Annotated in this window: 20 protein-coding genes; 12 read left to right on the top strand and 8 right to left on the bottom strand. The window is 68.1% G+C overall.

Annotated features, from left to right (window positions below):
- Nucleotides 1-377: 377 nt before the first annotated feature.
- Both AB0F17_RS56090 and ltrA read left to right on the top strand, forming a co-directional pair.
- On the top strand, nt 378-1,376 hold the full coding sequence (locus AB0F17_RS56090) for a Gfo/Idh/MocA family oxidoreductase (RefSeq protein WP_358042275.1): 999 nt from the start codon (nt 378-380) through the stop codon (nt 1,374-1,376).
- A 746-nt stretch (nt 1,377-2,122) separates the two neighbouring features.
- Nucleotides 2,123-3,424 carry a group II intron reverse transcriptase/maturase gene (ltrA, locus tag AB0F17_RS56085; RefSeq protein WP_358042272.1) on the top strand — a complete coding sequence of 434 codons (1,302 nt, stop codon included), beginning with the start codon at nt 2,123-2,125 and terminating at the stop codon, nt 3,422-3,424.
- 332 nt (nt 3,425-3,756) lie between these two features.
- On the opposite strand, the gene AB0F17_RS56080 is transcribed toward ltrA, so the two are convergent.
- Complete coding sequence (locus AB0F17_RS56080) at nt 3,757-5,184, bottom strand: IS1380 family transposase (RefSeq protein WP_358042269.1); 1,428 nt, start codon at nt 5,182-5,184, stop codon at nt 3,757-3,759.
- Nucleotides 5,185-5,417: 233 nt separating this feature from the next.
- On the opposite strand from AB0F17_RS56080, the gene AB0F17_RS56075 reads away from it, so the two are divergent.
- The 4 genes from AB0F17_RS56075 (at nt 5,418) to AB0F17_RS56060 (ending at nt 8,458) form a co-directional block, all read left to right on the top strand.
- A complete protein-coding gene (locus AB0F17_RS56075) occupies nt 5,418-7,145 on the top strand; it encodes an IS1182 family transposase (RefSeq protein ID WP_358042284.1) in 1,728 nt (575 codons plus the stop codon).
- Nucleotides 7,146-7,333: 188 nt separating this feature from the next.
- Nucleotides 7,334-7,633, top strand: coding sequence for a hypothetical protein (locus AB0F17_RS56070; protein WP_358042266.1), 300 nt, complete (start codon nt 7,334-7,336; stop codon nt 7,631-7,633).
- Between the two features lie 376 nt (nt 7,634-8,009).
- Nucleotides 8,010-8,156: a hypothetical protein gene (locus AB0F17_RS56065; RefSeq protein ID WP_358042263.1), complete on the top strand. Its 147-nt coding sequence runs from the start codon at nt 8,010-8,012 to the stop codon at nt 8,154-8,156.
- Nucleotides 8,153-8,458, top strand: coding sequence for a hypothetical protein (locus tag AB0F17_RS56060; protein ID WP_358042260.1), 306 nt, complete (start codon nt 8,153-8,155; stop codon nt 8,456-8,458). The genes AB0F17_RS56065 and AB0F17_RS56060 overlap by 4 nt, the downstream gene beginning before the upstream one ends.
- On the opposite strand, the gene AB0F17_RS56055 is transcribed toward AB0F17_RS56060, so the two are convergent.
- The 3 genes from AB0F17_RS56055 to AB0F17_RS56045 all read right to left on the bottom strand — a co-directional run bounded on the left by AB0F17_RS56055 (nt 8,459) and on the right by AB0F17_RS56045 (nt 12,540).
- Nucleotides 8,459-9,736 carry a serine hydrolase domain-containing protein gene (locus tag AB0F17_RS56055; RefSeq protein WP_358042257.1) on the bottom strand — a complete coding sequence of 426 codons (1,278 nt, stop codon included), beginning with the start codon at nt 9,734-9,736 and terminating at the stop codon, nt 8,459-8,461.
- Between the two features lie 111 nt (nt 9,737-9,847).
- Nucleotides 9,848-11,062 (bottom strand): alpha/beta hydrolase, encoded by a 1,215-nt coding sequence (locus tag AB0F17_RS56050; RefSeq protein ID WP_358042254.1) that lies wholly within the window; start codon nt 11,060-11,062, stop codon nt 9,848-9,850.
- Nucleotides 11,063-11,235: 173 nt separating this feature from the next.
- The gene (locus AB0F17_RS56045; protein ID WP_358042250.1) at nt 11,236-12,540 is read right to left on the bottom strand and encodes an FAD-binding oxidoreductase; all 1,305 of its coding nucleotides are present in this window, start codon (nt 12,538-12,540) and stop codon (nt 11,236-11,238) included.
- A 23-nt stretch (nt 12,541-12,563) separates the two neighbouring features.
- Between AB0F17_RS56045 and AB0F17_RS56040 the strand changes: the two genes are divergently transcribed.
- From AB0F17_RS56040 to AB0F17_RS56025, 4 genes are all read left to right on the top strand, one after another.
- Entirely contained in the window at nt 12,564-12,764 is a 201-nt protein-coding gene (locus tag AB0F17_RS56040) for a hypothetical protein (RefSeq protein ID WP_358042247.1), read from the top strand.
- Nucleotides 12,765-12,956: 192 nt separating this feature from the next.
- Nucleotides 12,957-13,541: a TetR/AcrR family transcriptional regulator gene (locus AB0F17_RS56035; protein WP_358042244.1), complete on the top strand. Its 585-nt coding sequence runs from the start codon at nt 12,957-12,959 to the stop codon at nt 13,539-13,541.
- A 91-nt stretch (nt 13,542-13,632) separates the two neighbouring features.
- The gene (locus AB0F17_RS56030; protein ID WP_358042241.1) at nt 13,633-13,902 is read left to right on the top strand and encodes a hypothetical protein; all 270 of its coding nucleotides are present in this window, start codon (nt 13,633-13,635) and stop codon (nt 13,900-13,902) included.
- Nucleotides 13,874-14,281 (top strand): hypothetical protein, encoded by a 408-nt coding sequence (locus tag AB0F17_RS56025; protein ID WP_358042238.1) that lies wholly within the window; start codon nt 13,874-13,876, stop codon nt 14,279-14,281. Before AB0F17_RS56030 ends, AB0F17_RS56025 begins: the two co-directional genes overlap by 29 nt.
- Nucleotides 14,282-14,393: 112 nt before the next feature.
- Here the strand turns inward: AB0F17_RS56025 and AB0F17_RS56020 are convergent, their stop codons facing one another.
- Both AB0F17_RS56020 and AB0F17_RS56015 read right to left on the bottom strand, forming a co-directional pair.
- Nucleotides 14,394-14,981: an HD domain-containing protein gene (locus AB0F17_RS56020; protein WP_358042235.1), complete on the bottom strand. Its 588-nt coding sequence runs from the start codon at nt 14,979-14,981 to the stop codon at nt 14,394-14,396.
- 229 nt (nt 14,982-15,210) lie between these two features.
- Complete coding sequence (locus AB0F17_RS56015; RefSeq protein WP_358042232.1) at nt 15,211-16,116, bottom strand: helix-turn-helix domain-containing protein; 906 nt, start codon at nt 16,114-16,116, stop codon at nt 15,211-15,213.
- 140 nt (nt 16,117-16,256) lie between these two features.
- Here AB0F17_RS56015 and AB0F17_RS56010 point away from each other — a divergent pair, with 140 nt between their 5' ends.
- Both AB0F17_RS56010 and AB0F17_RS56005 read left to right on the top strand, forming a co-directional pair.
- Nucleotides 16,257-16,898, top strand: coding sequence for a DsbA family protein (locus AB0F17_RS56010; RefSeq protein ID WP_358042229.1), 642 nt, complete (start codon nt 16,257-16,259; stop codon nt 16,896-16,898).
- Nucleotides 16,899-16,943: 45 nt separating this feature from the next.
- Entirely contained in the window at nt 16,944-17,594 is a 651-nt protein-coding gene (locus AB0F17_RS56005; protein WP_358042227.1) for an NAD(P)H-binding protein, read from the top strand.
- A gap of 197 nt (nt 17,595-17,791) precedes the next feature.
- Here AB0F17_RS56005 and AB0F17_RS56000 read toward each other — a convergent pair whose 3' ends face one another.
- Together AB0F17_RS56000 and AB0F17_RS55995 are read right to left on the bottom strand one after the other, a co-directional pair.
- Nucleotides 17,792-18,667, bottom strand: a complete 876-nt coding sequence (locus AB0F17_RS56000; protein WP_358042224.1) for an NmrA family NAD(P)-binding protein — start codon at nt 18,665-18,667, stop codon at nt 17,792-17,794.
- The gene (locus AB0F17_RS55995; protein WP_358042221.1) at nt 18,646-19,188 is read right to left on the bottom strand and encodes an SCP2 sterol-binding domain-containing protein; all 543 of its coding nucleotides are present in this window, start codon (nt 19,186-19,188) and stop codon (nt 18,646-18,648) included. The genes AB0F17_RS56000 and AB0F17_RS55995 overlap by 22 nt, the downstream gene beginning before the upstream one ends.
- Between the last annotated feature and the right edge of the window lie 274 nt (nt 19,189-19,462).

The following is a 19,462-nucleotide window of genomic DNA, read 5'->3' as shown; positions in this document are numbered from 1 at the left end:
CCCACCTACTCGACGGCTGTCTCGCCCAGACCGGCCTGATAATCGAACACCCCTTGAACACATGACCGACCCTACGAATTCAGCCTGTGTACCTGACCGACGAGGAAAAGATCCGAGCCTGCCGGGCGGCTGAGAGAGCAGGCGCCGCCTTCGTGAAAACCTCCACCGGATTCGCACCAGGGGGCGCCACTCTTCACGATGTTGGACTGATGCGCCTCAGCGTTTCTCCTCGCGTCAAAGTCAAGGCCGCAGGCGGGGTGCGCACCCTTGACACGCTCCTGGAAATGGTTCAAGCGGGTGCCACCCGTTTCGGAGCGACCGCTACCGCCACCATCCTGGACGAAATGGCCACACGCACCGGAGACAGGTAGCAGGCCATGCGTCAAAGGCCCATTCGCTGGGGAGTCCTCGGCACCGGACACATGGCTCAGGTCTTCACCGAAGACCTCCTGCGGATGCCCGGCCATCACGTAATGGCCGTCGGCTCACGCAACAGCCGAACCGCCCAGGCGTTCGCCCAACGGCACAACATTTCACGGGCATACGGCTCCTACACAGATCTAGCCGCTGACGACGAAATCGACGTCATCTACGTGGCAACCCCGAACAACACGCACTATTCCGCTGGCCAAACGTGCCTGCAAGGCGGGCGCGCCATCGTGATGGAAAAACCGTTCACCGTGACCGCCGAGCAGGCACAAGGACTCATCAGCCTTGCGCGCGAGCGCCGTGTGTTCGCCATGGAGGCCATGTGGATGAGATTCAACCCCGTCATCAGACGGCTACGCGAACTTGTCTCCGACGGTGCGATCGGCGAGGTCACAGCGCTCTATGCCGACTTCTGCTTCGCACCTGCCTACGATCCGAACCACCGCGTATGGGCTCCAGAACTAGCCGGAGGAGCCCTCCTGGACCTCGGCGTCTATCCGCTGTCACTGGCATGGATGCTGCTCGGGCAGCCGGACGACATCCGTACCGTATCCAGCCCGGCGGCAACCGGTGTCGATGCCAACACCGCCGTCCTGCTGCACTACCGCGCCGGCGCAATCGCGCTTCTGCATTGTGGTCTACTGGCTCAATCAACCCAAACAGCGACGGTAATCGGGACAACAGGGCGAATCGATGTGGCTCCCCCCTTCTTCAGGCCGAGAGAATTGACACTGCACCGGGACGGAAGAAGATCAGAGGCGTTCGCCATCGAACTCGTCGGTCACGGGTATACCTATCAGGCCGCAGAAGTGGCTCATTGCCTTCGTAGCGGGAGCACGGAATCCTCCCTCATGCCACTGCATGAGACCCTGGCAATCCTGCGAATTCTCGATGCCGTACGAGATGGTTTCACGAATGGTCCCCACGTGATCGCCAGGGCACTATGACCTGCCACAGCCGGAAATGGCGCCGATCGGAGCCTCAGCTCAGAGGGCAGCGGTGATCCTGCTGGTTAACCTCGATCCTTCGTGCGCCCAGCAGAACGGAGGTGAAGCCGTGAGTAGCGGCTGATCTTGTTGTTCGTAAGCTCGTCGTCGCTTGCCGGTGGAAGTCCGGTCCGGGTAGCTGCCAGGAGGCCCGGTAGCAGGCTGGCGGCTTCGTCTGGAAACGGGCGGGGTCGAAGCCCAGCGTCAAAGGCCCTTTCAAGGGGGAGCAACGATGCGGTCCGTAGCATGAAGCGAAGCCTGCGGCGTCGTTAGAGGTCCCGGCCATTGGTCGGGAACCAGGGAGAGCCGAGCCCCCGAATCCAGGGCGAAGGCCACGGACGCGGTGAAGGGCCTGGAAGCGCAGCCGTCAAGGACTCCCCGGCGTATGGGGCGCGGAACGTATCGAGAGTGGCGGCGGGAACTGGGGAGGCCCTCCCCGGCCCGGCAACCTGCGGACATGGTGTTGCCGGAGTGTGGCGTCCTATAACCGGTCAACGCCGGGAAATGGAGTGTCGGCCGGGTGGGCGTCGGAGGCGGCCGTAGTACTGCTGGAGCCGACCGGACAACACAACCGGCGGTGAGGGAAGGGCCGCTGCTTCGTCGATGCGCAGCGACTGTGATGGAGGGGCCCGGTGAGTGCCGGTCAGGCTAGTCCCGCCGCCAAGGGATCGCGGGAACCACGGGTTCCGCGTGATCCGGTCCGAGCCTTGCAGCATGCGCTTTACCGGGCGGCCAAGGCCGATCCCGGACGTCGATTCCACGCGTTGTATGACAAGGTCTGCCGCGGAGACGTGCTGCAGCGCGGGTGGGTCGCGGTGCGCGCCAACAACGGAGCACCCGGTATCGACAAGACCACCCTGGCCCAGATCGAGGAGTACGGGGTTGCCCGGCTGCTCGACGAGGTGGCCGACGAACTGAGGGATGGGCGGTATCGTCCGCTTCCGGCGCGGCGGGTGCTGATCCCCAAGCCGGGCACGGCCGAGCAGAGGCCGCTGTCGATTCCCGCTGTTCGTGACCGGGTCGTGCAGGCCGCATTGAAGATCGTGTTCGAACCGGTCTTTGAGGCGGACATGCTGGGCTGTTCGTTCGGGTTCCGGCCGAAGCGCTCGGCGCACGACGCCTTGCAGGTGCTCATCGATGAGTGTTATCGGGGGCGCCGGTGGGTGGTGGAGACGGACATCGCTGACTGCTTTTCGGCGATTCCGCATGATGAGTTGATACGAGCGGTCGAGGAACGCGTCTGTGACCAGTCCGTTCTCAAGCTCCTGCGCGCGATCTTGCGCGCTGGGGTGATGGTGGAGGGACAGGTCCGTCGGCCGGTCACCGGAACCGCGCAAGGCGGCGTGATTTCACCCGTCTTGTGCAACGTCTACCTGCACCGACTTGATCGGGCGTGGGATGAGGGCGATGGGGTTCTGGTGCGCTATGCCGACGATGTGACGGTGATGTGCTGGTCGCGCAGCCAGGCCGAACGCGCGCTCGCGCGGTTGACCGCGCTGCTGGCCGATCTCGGCTTGGAACCGAAGGCGGCCAAGACCCGGATCGTGCATCTGGAGGTGGGTGGGGAAGGGCTGGACTTTCTCGGCTTTCACCACCGACTGGTGCGCAGCCTGGGTCGGGACGGCAAACGGCCTGTCACCTTTCTCGCCCGCTGGCCCGCCGACCGGGCCATGCAGCACGCTCGTGACCGGATCCGTGAGTTGACGCTCCGGTCTCGGCTGCTGCTGCACCCGGAGGTGATCGTGGAGGATATCAACCGGTTCCTGCGCGGCTGGGCCGCCTATTTCCGGTTCGGTAACTCCTCCCGGCACTTCAACAAGATCAGGAGCTATGCGCGGATGCGGATGGCGCTCGTGCTTCGCAAATGCCATCGCCGCTCGCGAGGGTTCGGCTGGTCGGTTGTGGCCTTCCAGTCTCCGGATCAACTCGGCCTGGTCACGTTGTCGGGAATCGTCGTCGCACCCAGGCCCTTTCGGGACTGGCGGGGGATGCCGAATGCCAGGCGGTGAACGACGTCGGTGAGCCGTGTGCCGGAGAACGGCATGCACGGTTCGACGGGCGGGGACTGGAAACGGAGCAACGAACCTGGCCACGGTCACTGGGGTGGCACAACCGACCGGGAAACCGGCGGAACATGAAGGCCCCAGGCCCTACCGCCAGGAGACGCCACCGCGCCAGTCCCCGACCCTACAGTGGGCTGTGCTGTGTGAGTGGCGCCGCGGTTTGCCCGTAATGTCCCTGGTGCGGTTGGGGCGGGCCGTCGCATGACGCTGCGGGGGCGCCGGGTTCCACGGGGCCCGGATGAGGCTCCTTCCTGAATCGTTGCGGTCGGGTCCGGCTCTCAGGCGAGAGCGGGCAGGTCGGTGAGGCGATGCCAGGCCAGGACGAAGGCCGCGGCCCAGGGCCAGGTGTGCTCGATGCGCAGGTGACGGCGCCGGGCGTGGGCGGCCAGGCGTGCGGGCAGGTGGTAGAGCCGGTAGCGCATGGTGTCGGGCTCGGCGCGTTCCAGGCCGGGCTGGTCGTGCAGGGTCAGCAGGCGCAGCCAGCAGTCCAGGTCGTGGCCGAGGTTGGCGGCCAGCATCCAACCAGAATTGACGGTCCAGTCCTTGCTGGGCAGGTTGCGCAGGCCCATCGCTTTGTCGGCGCGTACCCGGTCCTCGACGACGGCGTGGGCGCGGGCCAGGGCGTCCAGCCATTGCGGGTGGTGGGAGCCGGCGATGCCCCACATGCGGCCGATGTTGGTGGCGGTGATCGAGTACTTCCAGCCGGTCCGGGTTTCGAAGGCGGTGAGGTTCTTGCGGTGCCGGGCCGAGGGGCGGACCCGGCGCACCAGGAGCCGCATGCCATCTGGCCAGCCTGTGCGCTGATTGAGACCGGTGAGCTCTGCGACGTGGTAGCCGGGCTGGAGGTCGCCGTCCTGGCGCAGGGAGTCGGTCCAGGCGGTGGCGGGCAGCCGGGCGATGGCCTGCTCGTCGAGTTCGGTGATCATCCAGCCGACCAGGTACCGCACCGTGCGGCGAGCGGTGTTCAGCCCTTCCAGGTGGACCAGCAGATCGTGGGTGGCGCCCGCGCCATCGACCCGGACCAGGATCTTGGCCTGACAGGAGTTCGGGATCTGGGTCAGCGCCTCACGCAGCACCCGCAGGTGGTCGGCGACGGTGTTGCTGCCCGCATTGCCGGGGCGCAGCAGCATCGCCAGCGACTCTTGGGTGTTGGCACACCAGCAGGCCAGCGGGTGAAAGCCGTAGGTCTTCTTGAACGTGACCGCTGCGCCGCTCTTGTCGGAGGCGGCGGTGATGACGGTGGCATCGATGTCGATGACGATCCAGCCGCGCAGTCGCTTGCCGGCCACTGTCAGCCAGGGAAAGCCACCCGGGCGCAGATGCAGCAGCTGCCAGACGCGGCGGCGTACCCTCGCCCGGGTCTTGGCGATGCGGGCGAGCATCGGCTCGTCCAGGCCGGCCAGCGTGCGGTGGGTGGTGGAGTCCGACGGCGCCGTCCCGAACAGTGCCGCCTGGTGGGCCTGCAGTCGCTCGGCCTCCAGCATGCTGCGTGCGCCGCACACGATCGCGGCGGCCAGACTGATGAGGACAGGCGCGCGGTCGCGCCAGGTCGCGCTCTGCCCATCCGGCCACAGTCCGCCGAGCGTCTGGGTCAGTCCCACCCGTTCGGCGAGCTTGTGCAGCAGGACCGCGCCCGCGTGACCGACCAGCCCTTTTCCGTCGGCGGTGACAGACAACCGGCGGTCCCACCCGATACGCTCACTCACCAGAAAGGTGCACCTGCTTCTGCAGCGGATATGGCTTCGACACCCGAATCCTTGCAGTTCAGGGGCACCTTTTCTCATGTTCTAGAGCACAACTACCGCCCCGGCTGAATAGCTGAGGTTAACTCGCGACACGCGGCTGTAGGTTCGTGACCTGAGTCTTTGACGTCCGGGATCATGCAGTCCACGGCCGGGGTTCCCCCTCCTCCCGGTCGTGGATGGAGTGGTCGGTGTCGATGCAGCCCCGGTCCTGGCCGGAACCGGACCCGGTGATCGCGGCGGCGATCCGCTCGATGTATCGCGGCAAGCGGCAACCGCCGCTCCCCGTCCGGGTCCGGGATGAGCTGGGCGAACTGTTCGCCGACGCGGAGTTCGCGGCTGCGTTCGCAGCCGAGGGCAAACCGGGCTGGTCACCGGGCCGGCTGGCGTTGATCACGGTGTTGCAGCGGGTGGAGAACCTGACCGACCGGCAGGCCACCGAGACCGTGCGAGCGGACTTGAGCTGGAAGTACGCGCTTGGGCTGGCGTTGGATGATCCCGGTTTCGATGCGAGTGTGCTGAGCGAGTTCCGGACTCGGGTCATCGCCCACGGCCTGGAGGAGAAGGCTCTGGACCTGCTGCTCGCCAAGCTCGTCGAGAAAGGCCTGGTCAAGGCAGGAGGCAAGCAGCGTACCGACTCCACCCACGTGATCAGCGCGGTCCGAGACCTGAACCGGCTGGAGCTGGCCGGGGAATGCGTCCGCGCAGCGTTGGAGGCGATCTCGGCCGCTGACCCCGGCTGGACGAGCAGGGTCCTCGAGCTGCCTGGATGGGCTGAACGCTATCGCGTCCGCATCGACTCCTGGCGGCTGCCGGCCTCGGAGACGAAACGCGATGAGCTTGCGCGCGCCTACGGCGCCGACGGCTATGCGCTGGTGGAAGCGGTGTATGCACCGTTCTCCCCGGCGTGGTTACGAAATCTGCCCGCGGTGCAGGCGCTGCGGGTCATGTTGATCCAGAACTATGTGCGCGTCACCGACCGGAAGGGGCGGGAGGTGGTTCAGCGGCGGCGGCCCCTCAAAGACGGTGGAGAGGGACTGCCGCCGGGCAGAGTGCGGCTGACCTCCCCCTATGACACTGACGCCCGGTGGGCGGCCAAGGGCGACAACATGTTCTGGAACGGTTACAAACTGCACATCAGCGAGACGTGCCACACCCCCGCCGACACGAACGGCAAGACGATCGTGCCGCCCAACCTGATCACGAACGTCGCCACCACGGACGCGACCGTCCCCGACAGCCAGATGACCGAGAAGATCCACCAAATGCTCGCGGCACGCAGGCTGCTGCCCGGCGAGCACTACCTCGATTCCGGCTACCCATCCGCGGAACTCCTCGTCGGCGCCCGCAAGACCTTCGGGATCGCGCTCATCACCCCGGTTCTGCTGGATCACTCATCGCAAGCCCGCGCCGCCGCCGACTACGACCGTGCGGCGTTCACCATCGACTGGGACGCCGAACAGGTCACCTGCCCGCAAGGACAGGCGAGTTCCTCGTGGAGCCGGTGCACCCAGCGCGACACCGAGGCCATCGTGGTCAAATTCAGCGGCGAGATCTGCCGGCCGTGCCCGGTTCGCTCCTTGTGCACCTCGGCCAAGAAGGGCGGACTCCAGCTCACCATCCGCGCCCGCCCCCTTCAACAAGCCCTTGACCAGGCACGTGCCGATCAGACCGGTAAGGACTGGCAGGACAAATACAAGCTCCGCGCCGGAGTCGAGGGCACCATGCGCCAAGCCGTCGCGGTCGCCGGAGTCCGCCGAGCCCGCTACCGAGGACTGGCCAAGGTCCACCTCGAACACGTCTTCTCCGCCGTAGCGCTCAACCTCATTCGCCTGGACGCCTGGTGGAACGCGCACCCGCTCGATCGGACCCGCAGCGGCCACCTTGCCCGCCTCGAACTGGCAGAACTCGCTCTTGCGGCCTGAGGTGAGTTAACCAGCAGGATCTCTAGACCGGACAAACCGTTACAGAACGTAGCGGAAACGATCTCAGACCCCTACAACAACCCCGCATCACCGCAGGTCAGGGCTATATGTGTTGGATTCTTCGACAGGACTACCGGGACCCCCGCAAGGGCAACCACGGCGGCCGCCCGGCCGTCATCACCGACGACATGATCCACACCGTGCTGCGCCGCCGCGCGACCGGCGAACCCGTCGAGAAGATCCGTAAGGATCTGATCATTCCTACTGGCAAGCGCAAGGGCCACAACCCCTCCCTTGCCAGCGTCTACCGCGCCCTCGCGGAACACGAGAAAACCCAGCGCCACCCCGAGGCCGTCGAACAGGCCCACTTTGAGTACGCCGCCCTGCGCCAGGATCTCTGCCCTGAAGCCGGCCCGCCTGCATCCGGACCAGAAACCTCGTCGACGACCCCCGGAAGCACCGCTGCCGACCTCATGCGGAAGAGCTAAGCGAGCGTTTATGAGAGACGTGCCGCCGGACCAAGGTCGCAACCCAGCCAAGATCAACACTGTGGGCTCATGTCGCTCGCAGCGAGCCAGTCGACGTCGGTGACCGTCGAGGCCAGGAAGAGGGGCAGACCAAGTACGGGAGAAAAGGACAGTAGGCTGCTGAACTGCTGGTCAGAAGGGTGTTCCACGGATGATGTGACCCTCCGCTTGGGTTTGATCGCGGTTTGGTGAACAAGTCATCCGTTGGAGTTGATCGTCGCTACGGTTTCGGCGTCTGAACGCCGGGGATCGAGGCGAGGGACAGCCTGAGACGACGTGGATCGAGCGGACCGCCTATCCGCAGTTCAAGCGACTGACGTCGGCGCGAGGGCTGCACGTGCTCTTCACGCCCTCGCCGGAAGAGGTGGACTGGGCCGAAAAACGGACCGGCAGCCCGGAGTCGAGCTTCGCGCTGCTGCTGGCGTTGAAGTGCTTCCAGAAGATGGCGCGCTTTCCGTCCCCGGACGAGATTCCGAGGTGGTGATCGACCACGTCCGGCGCTGCCTGGAGTTGGCCGACGACGCCGGGCCGGACCATGGCTCCTCCGGCAGCGCGAAGGCGCATCGCAAGCTGGTGCGCCAGCGTCAGGGCGTGAAGTACGACGCGGGTCGGGCCCGGGCGATCGCCGCCACGATCCTGGAGCGGATGGGCGAGGCCGGCCGGGCCCGGATGGAAGGTCTGCTCGTCGTCGGGCCGGACGGCAAATCGACGTTCAACCGGCTCAAGAAGCCCGCCCAGCGGGCCACTGGTCGCGGTTCTGACCAAGGACCTGGCCGTGGCGCCTAGTCAGGCGATCGCCTGGTAGGCAGTGGTCCAGAAGTCGCGGTGGAGGCGGGGCGTGTGGGCCGAGTCCATCGCGGTCTGGGTCAGCAGGATGCCGGTGAGCCCTTCGGCCGGATCGGCGTACGCGGTCGTGCCCAGGCCGCCGTCCCAGCCGAACTGCCCCAGCGAGGCCAGATCACGGCGGTGGGTGCGGACGGCCGTGCCGAAGCCGTACCCGCCGTGCCTGCCGAAGTGGTCGCCGAAGGCGTCCTTCTCGACCTTCTGCTCCGGCGTCAGGTGGTCCATCGTCATCAGCTCGACCGACGCCCGCGACAGGACGCGCTCGCCGCCCAGGGTGCCCTTGTTCAGCAACATCCGGTAGAAGGCGTGATAGTCGTCGACGGTCGAGACCAGCCCGTCGCCGCCGGCCTGGAACACCGGCGGCGTGCTGTACTTCCCGGTGGCGGCCTCGTCCCACACCACCAGCTCGCCGTTCTCCGGGTTGTGGGCGTAGCTGGTCGGCAGCCGGTGGATCCGGTCGGCGGGCACGTGGAAGCCGGTGTCCTTCATGCCGAGCGGCCCGAACAGCCGCTCGCGCAGGAACTCCTCCAGCGACTGCCCGCTCACCCGGCCGACGAGCACGCCGAGCACGTCGGAGCCGGTGTGGTACTGCCAGAGCGCGCCCGGCTGGTGCATCAGGGGCAGCGTGCCGAGCCGGCGGATCCACTCCTCAGGACCGAAGCCCGGTGCGGTGGTGTCCAGGCCGAGCTCGCGGATCGCGGTCTGGATCGGGTACGTTTCCGGCGGCGCCAGCACCGCGCCGAACCCGAAGGTGAAGGTCAGCAGGTCACGTACGGTGATCGGCCGCGCGGCGGGCACCGTGTCCTCCAGCGGGGCGTCGATCCGGGCCAGCACCCTCCGGTCGGCGAGCTCCGGCAGCCACTCGTCCACCGGCTCGTCCAGCCCCAGCCGGCACTCCTCGACCAGGATCATCACCCCGGCAGCCGTGACCGGCTTGGTCACCGACGCCATCCGGAAGATCGTGTCCCGCCGCATCGGCTCGGTGCCGCCCACGTGCAGCGTTCCCATGGCCTCGACGTGCGTGTCGCCTCCCCGGCCGACCAGGGCGACCAGGCCGGGGACCGCGCCTGACACGACATGCCCGCCCAGCACGTCACGCATCCGCCGCAGCCCCGCCTCGCTCAGCCCGGCGCGCTGGTGCTCTTCCCAGTGTCCCTGAGTGTCCCAAGCACCCTTGCCGTCCCAGGTGCCCTTCATATCCCAGCTGGCGACTTTCGACATAGTTCACATTCCTTTGTGTTTGTAGACCCTGGTCACGGCCGCGATCACGGCGGCCGCGTGGAGTGTCTTTCGAGCTCGGCAACCCGATGGTCGCCGAGCCGACCTGACACCTCAGCCCTTGATCGCGTGTTCCTGGAGGAACCGCTGGACATGGGGCCGCAAGATCTGCGATCCCCAGGTGCCCCACTGGCCGGTGAAGTTGTGCTCCGCCCAGGGGATGGTCACGGCGGTGGCGGGGACACCCGCGGCGTCGAGCTTGGCGGCCAGGTCGGCGGCCTGGGTGGCGGGGATCATGTGGTCGCGGTCGCCCTGGACGAGCAGGGTCGGCGGGAGGGCGTGCCGGGCGTGCGTGACCGGGGAGGATGCCTCGTAGCGGTCGCGGTGGCTGTCGATGCCGCCACCGAGGTAGTCGCTCGCGACGGTGGCCGCCACACCGGGCAGGCCGTTCTCGTTGAGCAGGCGGGGCAGGTCGGTCGGTGCGTACCAGCCCATGACGGACTTCACCGGCGCCTGGGGCACCTGGCAGGAGGGCGGGAACTGGGCGTCGTCGACGGTGTAGGCGGCGATCATGGAGAGTTGACCGCCGGCCGAGTCTCCGGCGATCGAGACGTTGGACGGCGCGATGCCGTACTCGCCGGCCTTGCCACGGATCCAGCCGAGCGCGCACTTGACGTCACCCACCGCGTCCTGCCAGCGCGGCGGCGGGGCCAGCCGGTAGTCGATGGAGAAGACGGCGATGCCCTGGTCGGCCATCCAGCGTAGCCAGGGTGCGCTGTCGGCGCGGGTGCCGGAGTTCCATGAGCCGCCATGGACGTAGAGCAGCGCGGGCTTGCTCGCGGCGAGCGCGCGCGGCCGGTACACGTCGACCTTGAGGTCTTGGCCGTCGACGGTGGCGTAGGTCTCGGTCGAGGTCGGGGTCGCCGCGGCCGGCGAGGCGAAGTACTCCGACCAGGAGACCTCCGCGGTACGGGCGGCCACCGCCCAGGGCACGACGACCATGAGCACGGCCAGCAGCGCGGCCAGCACACCGGCGCCGAACAGGGCACGGCGGCCGGACCGCCATGCCATCACCGCCGTGGCAGCGGCGCCGAGCGCACAGACCATCAGGAACCCGGTCAGCCAGGGCACGAACAGCGCGATCACGCCCAACGCGTCCTGCACCGGGGTGATGGGCAGGCGCGGCGCGAAGAACGCCGCCCCTAAGACGACGACCAGCACGCAGACGGCCCAGGCCGACACGCGGCCGGCTCGCCGCCACAGGCTCTTCTTCCTGGGCTCGCCCGCGTCACGCGGGAGCGCGGCCGTAGGGCTGGCGGTCACTGTCATGTTTCCTCCTCAAGCGATGCGAACGCTGTACTCGTTAGGGAGCGGCGTACGCTCATGAACGTCAAGAACTTAAGAGAACGCGGGATGCACGCTCAGGCGCCCGCGGGCGGCACCCATTCCACGAGCCGGTGAACGGTGCGGGCGATCGGGAGGATGATCATCACTCATGCCTTTCACGGGTGGAGCGGGAAGTTACTGCGGAAGACGTTGTACGGATCGTGGCGACGCTTGATGTCGCGCAGGCGATCCAGCGCGGCCGAAGTGAAGGCGTCGGCCGCGCTCTCGCCGGAGTTGAGGAAGGTGAAGGGCTTGCGGCCGCTGACGGGCAGAGCGCCGGCGAGAGCGGCCTGCTTGCCCGTGACTGCCTCGGCCGTGGCGGGATCGGCGGGGATGCCGAACAGGTAGAGGGCATACGGCTCCATGAGCGGGCCGTGCGGGCTGTCGGACGGGCGGGTGAACGCACCGCCCAGATGCCGGATCTGCACGCTCAGCAGCGGGGCGATCGGGTCGGCCAGCAAGGTCTTGACCGCGGCGTCACCGAGGTCGCTCAGCAGTTCGCCGCGCGAGAGGCCCGCGCCGGGATCGGTGGGTTCGGCCGTGATGCCCCCGACGTCGGAGACCGGCATGCTCCGCCTGCTGTCGGACAGGGGAACCGGCAGGCAGTCCAGGAGGCCGAGCAGGTCACACGCCTGGCTCTCGGCGCCCAGGTAGGTGGCGTCGATGGCCACCATGGGGTCGGCGCCCGGGAAGTGCAGCAGGTCCAGCCAGACCGTCAACTCGGGCGGGGCGTCGGCGGTGATCTGCCGGTAGGCGTCCATCACATCCGGCGCGTGCTCGGCCGCCCACAACATTCGGCCGCCGTACAGGCGCGGGGCGGGGTGCAGGGCCAGTTCGAGGGCGGTGACGACGGCGAAGTCGCCGCCTGCGCCGCGCAGCGCCCAGAACAGATCAGGGTCGGTGCCGGCGGTGACGTGCCGCTGGCGGCCCTGGCTGTCGACGATGTCGAAGGCGGTGACGCTGTCGGCGACCCACCCGTACGTGCGGCCGAACCAGCTCAACCCGCCGCCGAGGGCGACACCGGCGACGCTGACCACCGGAGAGCTGCCGGGCAGGCCGGTCAGGCCGTACGGCGCGGCGGCGGCCTGCACCCGGCCGGAAGGCACGCCCGCACCGACGCGGGCATGCCGGGCCGCCGGATCGACCTCCAGAGTCTCCAGCCGACCGGTGCGCAGCAGGATCGTCCCGTCAGTACGGCCGGTCGCCCCGTGCCCGTTGGGCTGGGTCGCGATGGCCAGCCCGGCGGAACGGGCATGCCGGACCAGCGCGGCGACGTCTTCGGCGTCGGCGGCCTCCACCACGGCCGCCGCCGGCTGCTCGATCGCCAGGTTCCAGGGACGGCGGGCGCCGTCGAAGCCGGGATCGCCGGGCAGCCAGACCCGGCCGCGGATGACGGAGCGCAGGGCGTTCAGCGTGTTCATGAGTCTTCCTCGGGTGGTGGAGGTTGTCAGGCGGCCGTGCGGACGGCGGCGCGTTCGCTGGCGCCTGCGGGAACGGCCCGGCGGCGGGCGAGGGTGGAGCCGGGCGCGACCAGGACGGTGAGGCCGCCGGCGATGCCGACCTGCTGGGCGGAGGTGGTTGCGGAGGCAACGCCCTGCTGATGCTGGGCGTGCCGGCGGTGGCGGCGCCGAACATCAGCGTGTAGCCCGCGCCCTGCCCCATCCCGAGGATGCGTCCTTGGCTGGGAATGTGACATGAGGACACCTCCGTACGGCTGTGAGCGCACGCTTAGCCGGCGCCACCGATAACGGGACGAGGCGTCCCGTATGGAATGCCTATCGTGCGGGAGCGTCTCTGTATTGTCAAACCCAACGTCCCGTCCCGATATGGTGGCACCATGAACGCACGCCGCCGCTCCGACGACCGGACCGCAACGATCATGCAGACAGCCCTCGACCTGGCCCTCGAGGTCGGCTACGCCAAGCTCAGCATGGAGGCGATTGCCGCCCGGGCCGGCGTCGGCAAAGACACCATCTACCGCCGATGGCCCTCCAAGGCCCAGCTGTTCCTCGACGCGGTTCTCAGCTCGAGAACCACAGGCCTGGAGCATCGCGACACCGGCGACATCGTGGCCGACCTGCGCGAGGTGATGACCCGGGCCGTCGACCTCCTGGCCCGGCCACCATGGGGACCGCTGTACCAGGACCTCATCGGCGAAGCCCAGCACACTCCCGAGGTCGCCGCCGCCCTCAACCAGCGCTTCATCCAGCCGCAGACCGCCAACACCCTGGCTCGCCTCAAAACCGCCAAGGAGCAAGGGCAACTGGCACCCGACTTCGACCTGGACCTGGCCTTCGAGATCCTGTCAGGCCCGTTGTACTTCCGACTGCTGATCACACAGCAGCCGATCACACACGCTTACATCGACCGCTTGCTCCAAGCCCTCTTCGCCGGGATGGCGCCTGCACCCCATCCCCGGTGAGTGCAGCTCTGGCGCGTCGTCTCCAGACCGGCGTGGCCGCCGAAGTCGCGGACCAAGATGAGGTCAATATTGCCGGAGCACTCGCGACTGGATGCTCGACATCACCACCTGGCCCGGCGACACGGATTCCTTCGTCGACGCGATGGTCTGGCTGGTCGGCCGCATGCTGACCGACCCCAAACACTTCTACCGCAGCTACACCACCCAGGAACCGGATCGCATCATGACTGCCCGTCCCGCCAGCAGCACCGGCGTACGCGCCCGCGAGATGAACCTCTACCGCCGGCTACTTCGACCTGGTCGCCGCCGGCCGCAAGACCATCGAGGTCCGTGTGCAGTACCCCAACCTGCGCATCCTTAAGGCCGGGGACCACATCCGGTTCGTGTGCGGCCGCGACGACGCCCTCACCCGGGTCAAGCGGGTGAGCCGGTACGCCTCTTTCGAGGAGATGCTCGACGCCGAAGGCGCGGCCAACGTCAACCCCGAAAGCTCCCGCGAACAGCAACTGGCCAACATCCGCCGCATCTACGGCCCCGAGAAGGAAGCCCTCGGTGTGCTGGCCATCGAGATCGAGCTCCTCCAGCCCGCACCGCCTGAGACACATCGACCCGCCACCACGACGAATGGCCCGCGCATCGCGTCGGGCCCTTCATCAGCTCTGGAGCACACCCACCGTGGCCGTGCGGCACAGTGGGCGAGGCTGTGTGATCGCCCTGCTCAGCGACATGACTGTCCCTAATGAGTTCTAGAAGTAAGCCATCCGCCCCGGCTCGCTAACGCCACTGGCCGTTCCATTGTCGATCAAACCCCGACTCGCGCCTGCAGACGCCCATGCCCCTTCACCTCAGAGGTCACTCTCCGGCCTGTCGCTGGCGCAGGTACCAGGCTGCGATCGAGTATGGCGGTGCCGCGGCCTGGGAGCGGGCGGCATGCTCGACGATCGCCTCCTGCATGAAGCGCAAGTCGGCGGGTCGGGGGTATGCGGCGTAGATCGGCTGGAGCATCGCGGCGCCGAGGTCGGTGAAGTGGCCGGCGTCGGTGAAGACACCTTTGTGGGTCAGGTAGGTCAGCAGTCCGCGCCGGTCGGCAAGGCCCAGAGAGGAGTGCAGGGCAATCGCTTCCCACACCCGGTCGACGTCCGCCGCCGCGATGCCGTGCTCGGTCAGCACGGATGCCGCCAGATCGGCGCCTTCCACTTCGAACCGGGCCTGGCCGGCCGCGAGGGTGCCCAGCCCCAGATCGTGCATCACGCAGGCGGCGAAGAGCAGGTTCTCGTCGTAAGCCGCGTCGTTCAGGCAGCCTTCCTGCTCGGCCAACAGGCGGGCGAACAGGAAGCTGCGGATGCTGTGGTCGGCGATCGGCGTGCTCTCCGACTTCTGTACGAGAGCGAGGCTCGCGTCGGCCAGCAGCCCCGCGGGCAGGGCGAGTATGTCGTTCATGCCCCGACCGTATGAGGGCGGTGCAAGAACGAGAAGAGGCCCGAGTGCCTTGCATCGCCAGGATCGGGTCATGACTTCGACGAATTGATCAGCACCAGGTTGCGGTCCTCGTCCTGCCCGGCGTGCAGGGAGCGCACGGCGCCTCGTCCTTGGTGGACGGCTTCTCGCGGCACGGCCCCGCTTCTGCCGGCGTGCAGGAAGGTACGTCTGGCGGCTTTGGCCGGCGGCTTCAGCGGGCGACCCGGGCCGGGCGGTACCGGCTACGGAAGGTGGCCGGTGTGGTGCCGGTGCGCTGGATGAAGTATTTGACGAAGTTGCTGGTGTCGAGGAAGCCGAGGCGGGCCCCGATGCCCGCGACGGGTGCGTCGCCGTGGGCGAGGAGGCGTTTGACCTCCAGCACGACGCGACGGTCGATGAACTCCTTGGCGCCGACGCCGACCGCGGCGAGCGCGGCCCGGGTCAAGGTGCGCGGCGAGTATCCGAGGACGCGTGCGTAGTGTCCGACGTCGCGGGCCCAGGTGAAGTCGGTTTCGACGGCGGCGCGGAAGCGCTGGAAGGTCTCCGCGTGCTCGGCGGGCAGGGTGCCCACGGGTGCGGTCAAGTGGGTCAGGCGCAGCAGGAGCACGGCGAGCAGTCGCTGGAGGATGGCCGAGCGGGTGGGGGCCGGCATGTGGGTGGTGCCGTATTCGTGGGCGAGGTGGTCGAGGGCCCGGTGCAGGGCGGGGGCGTCCTCTCCGGTGATCTGCCACAGGGTGCGTCCGAAGGGGTCGTCGAGGCGGACGTCTGTGGCGGTGGCGGGGTCGAGGAAGTCGGGCTGGAACAGCACCACAGTGCCGCTCGCCGCGCTGAGGTCGCCGAAGCGCTGTACCTGGCCGGGGCGGACCCACAGCCAGGTGCTGTCGGTGACGGCGTAGTCGGCGAAGTCGATCATGTGCCACAGCAGCCCCTGTTCCACCGTGATGAGCAGGTGGAAGTCCGGGCGCTGTGCGCCGCCGGCTCCCTCGGCGTCCCGGGCGCCGTGGTGATGCATGCGGCGGCGCAGTTCGGCGATCGGCATCACTTCGACACCGACCGCGTCGGCCGCCGGCGGCACGTACTGGATCTCCGGGATCGCTTCTTGTCCGTTTTTCACCACGACGAGTCCTCACCGTACCTGGGCGGAACCTTTCGCGGCTCCTATGTTTGACATCAGTCGAGAGCATATGCGGCGGCATGGACGTCGCAGCTCCCGGCCGATAGCGATGACTGACTTCTACCAATGTCAGGAGGCCCCGAATGGCAGACCGTATCCGTCTGACGTACGCGTTCGACGCCTACTGCGGCTGGTGCTACGGCTTGGGCCCGGCGCTGCGGCAGTTCGCTGACGGCAACGCGGACCGTATCGATCTGCGGGTGTTGTCCGGGGGGCTCTTCTCCGGCCCGCGCGCCCTGCCCGTGGCGGCGTACCCGCACATCCCGGATGCCAGCCAGCGTATCGCCGCCGCCACCGGGGTCACCTTCGGTGAGGGCTATCACGACGCCGTGGCCAAGGGGACCTTGGTGTTGGACTCCACCGACGCCGCCGTCGGCCTGGTCGCGCTGAGCCGCCAGGCCCCCGGACGCATCCTGGAACTGGCGAGCGCCCTCCAGCGCGCCTGGTGCGTCGACGGCCACAGCCTCTCCGACCTCGACGTGTACCGGGTCATCGCAGCCGGGCACGGCCTCGACGTCAGTGCCGTCATCGAAGCCTTCCTCGACCCGGCCACCCGCACCGAAGCCGAAAGCGGCTTCCGGGAACTGCGCAGGCTCGGCGTCGACGCCTACCCGACCCTGCTCCTGCACACCCCCACCGGCAACCACCGACTCGGCGGACCGATCTCCAGCGCCCGCCAGCTCACCGAGGCCCTCGACCGGCACCTGGCCCCCGCCTCCGACTGACCACCCACCTGACCACCACGACAGATCACGAAGGAAAACACTGCCATGACGAACATTGCCGTCTTCGGCGCCAACGGCACCATCGGCTCCGCCATCGTCCGCGAGGCCCTCGACCGCGGCCACACCGTCACCGCCGTCGTCCGTGACCCCGCCAAGGTCACCGAACGCCACGCGAACCTGGCCGTCACCACTGGCGACGTCCTCGACGCCCAGTCGATCGCCGGCGCCGCGAAGGGCCACGACGTCGTCGTCAGCGCTGTCGGCGGCGGTGACGGCCCCGGCCACATCGCCACCATCAAGCCTGCCGCCGTCGCCCTCACCGAAGTACTGCGGACCCTCGGCGAGCAGGCACCCCGCCTGATCACCGTCGGCGGCGCCGGGTCCCTGCACACCCCCGACGGCAAGCAGGTGTGGGACGCCCCGGGTCTGCCCGACTTCCTGCTGCCGATCATGCACGCCCACGGCGACGCCCTCGACTACTACCGGACCGTCAACGACGTCGACTGGACCAGCATCAGCCCCTCGGCCATGATCGAGCCCGGCACCCGCACCGGCAGCTACCGCACCGCTCTGGACGACCTCATCACCGACGACGACGGCAACAGCACCATCTCCGTGGAGGACTACGCGGTCGCCCTCCTCGACGAGATCGAGCAGCCTCGCCACCGCCGGCAGCGCTTCACCGTCGGCTATTGACCGACAGGCGCAAAGGTTTTTCGGCCCGCCGCTTCCCGTGAGAAGTGGCGGGCCGAACGCCGCTCCTGAAGCGTCGCCCTGCGACCAGCGATCGTCGGGCGGTCTTGCCGGCTGATCCATCCGCGGCCGATGGACGGCGTTCGCGGGCGGTGGACAGCGCCGGTCGCATCAGAAGTTCTGCCGATGGTCCTGAGGGTTCAGGCCGTGTGCAGGTCGAAGGCCGCCCGGTTCTGGGCGACGAAGCTCTCGACATCGAGGGGGTCGGTGCCGCCGATCTTCTTCACGAGGTCGTTCGTGCCGGCGAAGATGCCGTTGCGGTAGTCGACCGCGACGGCGAGAAGGTGCTGGATCAGGTGCTCCGGCGCTCCGCGGTTTTCGAGGATGGTCCTGAACTCGTCGAGACTGATGGGCACGTAGGTGACCTGACGGCCGAGCGCCTTCGACATCTTCTCGGCGATCTCATAGTGGTTGAGCTCCACCGGCCCGTACAGCGGATAGACCTTGCCGGCGTGTGGGGCGGGGTCCTCCAGGATGGCCGCGATCACCCTTGCCTGGTCGCTTTCAGCGATCGGGGCATGCCGTCCGTCGGCGAAGGGCAGCCGCAGTTCGCCGGTCCCGTCGGCCCAGGTATCGATCAGCCACTGGGCGAAGAAGGTCGGGCGGATGTGGGTGACGGCCACCGGGAAGCGGTTCAGCACACGCTCGGCGACCCAGTGCTGGCGTGCCGCGTTGCTGGCGGATTCACGGCGAGCGGAGATCTGCGACATGTTCACGATCGCCTGCACCCCGTTCTCCTCCGCCGCCACGGCCACGTTCGCCGTGGCCTCCATCAGGCCAGAACGGATCGGGTAAGTGAAGTACAGGGCGTCGATCCCCTTCGTCGCCTCCGCCAGGGAGTTGAGGTCCTGGACATCGCCTTCCACGATCTGCGCCCCGAGGCCGGCAAGCCTCTCGGAGCGCTCATCGACTCGGCGGACGAGCGCGCGGACGTGGTTGCCGCGCTGAAGCAGCAGTTCGGCGGTGTGACGACCGGTCTTGCCGGTCGCCCCGATCACCAGAAGATTGCGTTCCATGATGATTTTTCCGTTTCTAGAGAAGCGCCGGTGCGTGTGCGTCCTTTGAGTGGGCGCCGTATGGGCTTAGTGCGATGTCCGTCGGGCAGGCGGAACAGTTCGAAGAACAGCCGGGCGGTGTCAGGATCGCCGTCCACGACGAGTCGCCCTGAGGCCACCGCCTCATCTACGGCCACCTGCCCCTTCGCGAGGGTGTAGAACGTCCCCTTCTTGCAGGTCAGGCGCAGATGGGGCTTCACCGGCGCCGGGCCGGTCTCCACCCGTACCCGCTCGCCGTCGCCCCGCAGCCACAGCGTCTCCTCGCCGACCACCAACTCCGTGAGCGCGTCGAAGCGCACCGCCTCGCCCGGAGCTGTAAGGCGCATCGCCACCACGGACCAGGCGGCGCGATCGGTGTAGCCGGGCGGCGGGCCGTCCAGGCCTGCGCCCCACTCGGCGAGGCCGGCGCTGGCCTGGACCCACCAAACGTGGTCGAATCCCGTGAGCGTGGGCTGGGCCGTGAGGGCGACGAGCACAGCCACGCCGACGCGCTGCCGATCTGCCGACTCATGTCGATCGCGGCGCTGCCAGTAGTGGCGCGTTCGGGTGCCAGGGTGCCTGCGGCGGTGAACATCGGCGCCTGGGCCAGGCCTACCAGGAACACACCCGGGAACATGCCGCTCCAGTAGTCGGGGTGGTGTGCACGGCCGCGAGCCAGCAGCCGGCCGCGAACGCCATGGCGTCGGTGACGATGCGTCCGAAGCGGCGCTGGGATCCGGCAGGGGCGCCCTTGGGCTGGCGCACCTCGGGCAGGAG

It is taken from the genome of Nonomuraea sp. NPDC026600, assembly GCF_040638335.1.
Lineage (GTDB): Bacteria > Actinomycetota > Actinomycetes > Streptosporangiales > Streptosporangiaceae > Nonomuraea.
Note: the sequence above shows the minus strand (reverse complement) of the source record. Positions and strands in the feature narration are given on the sequence as shown.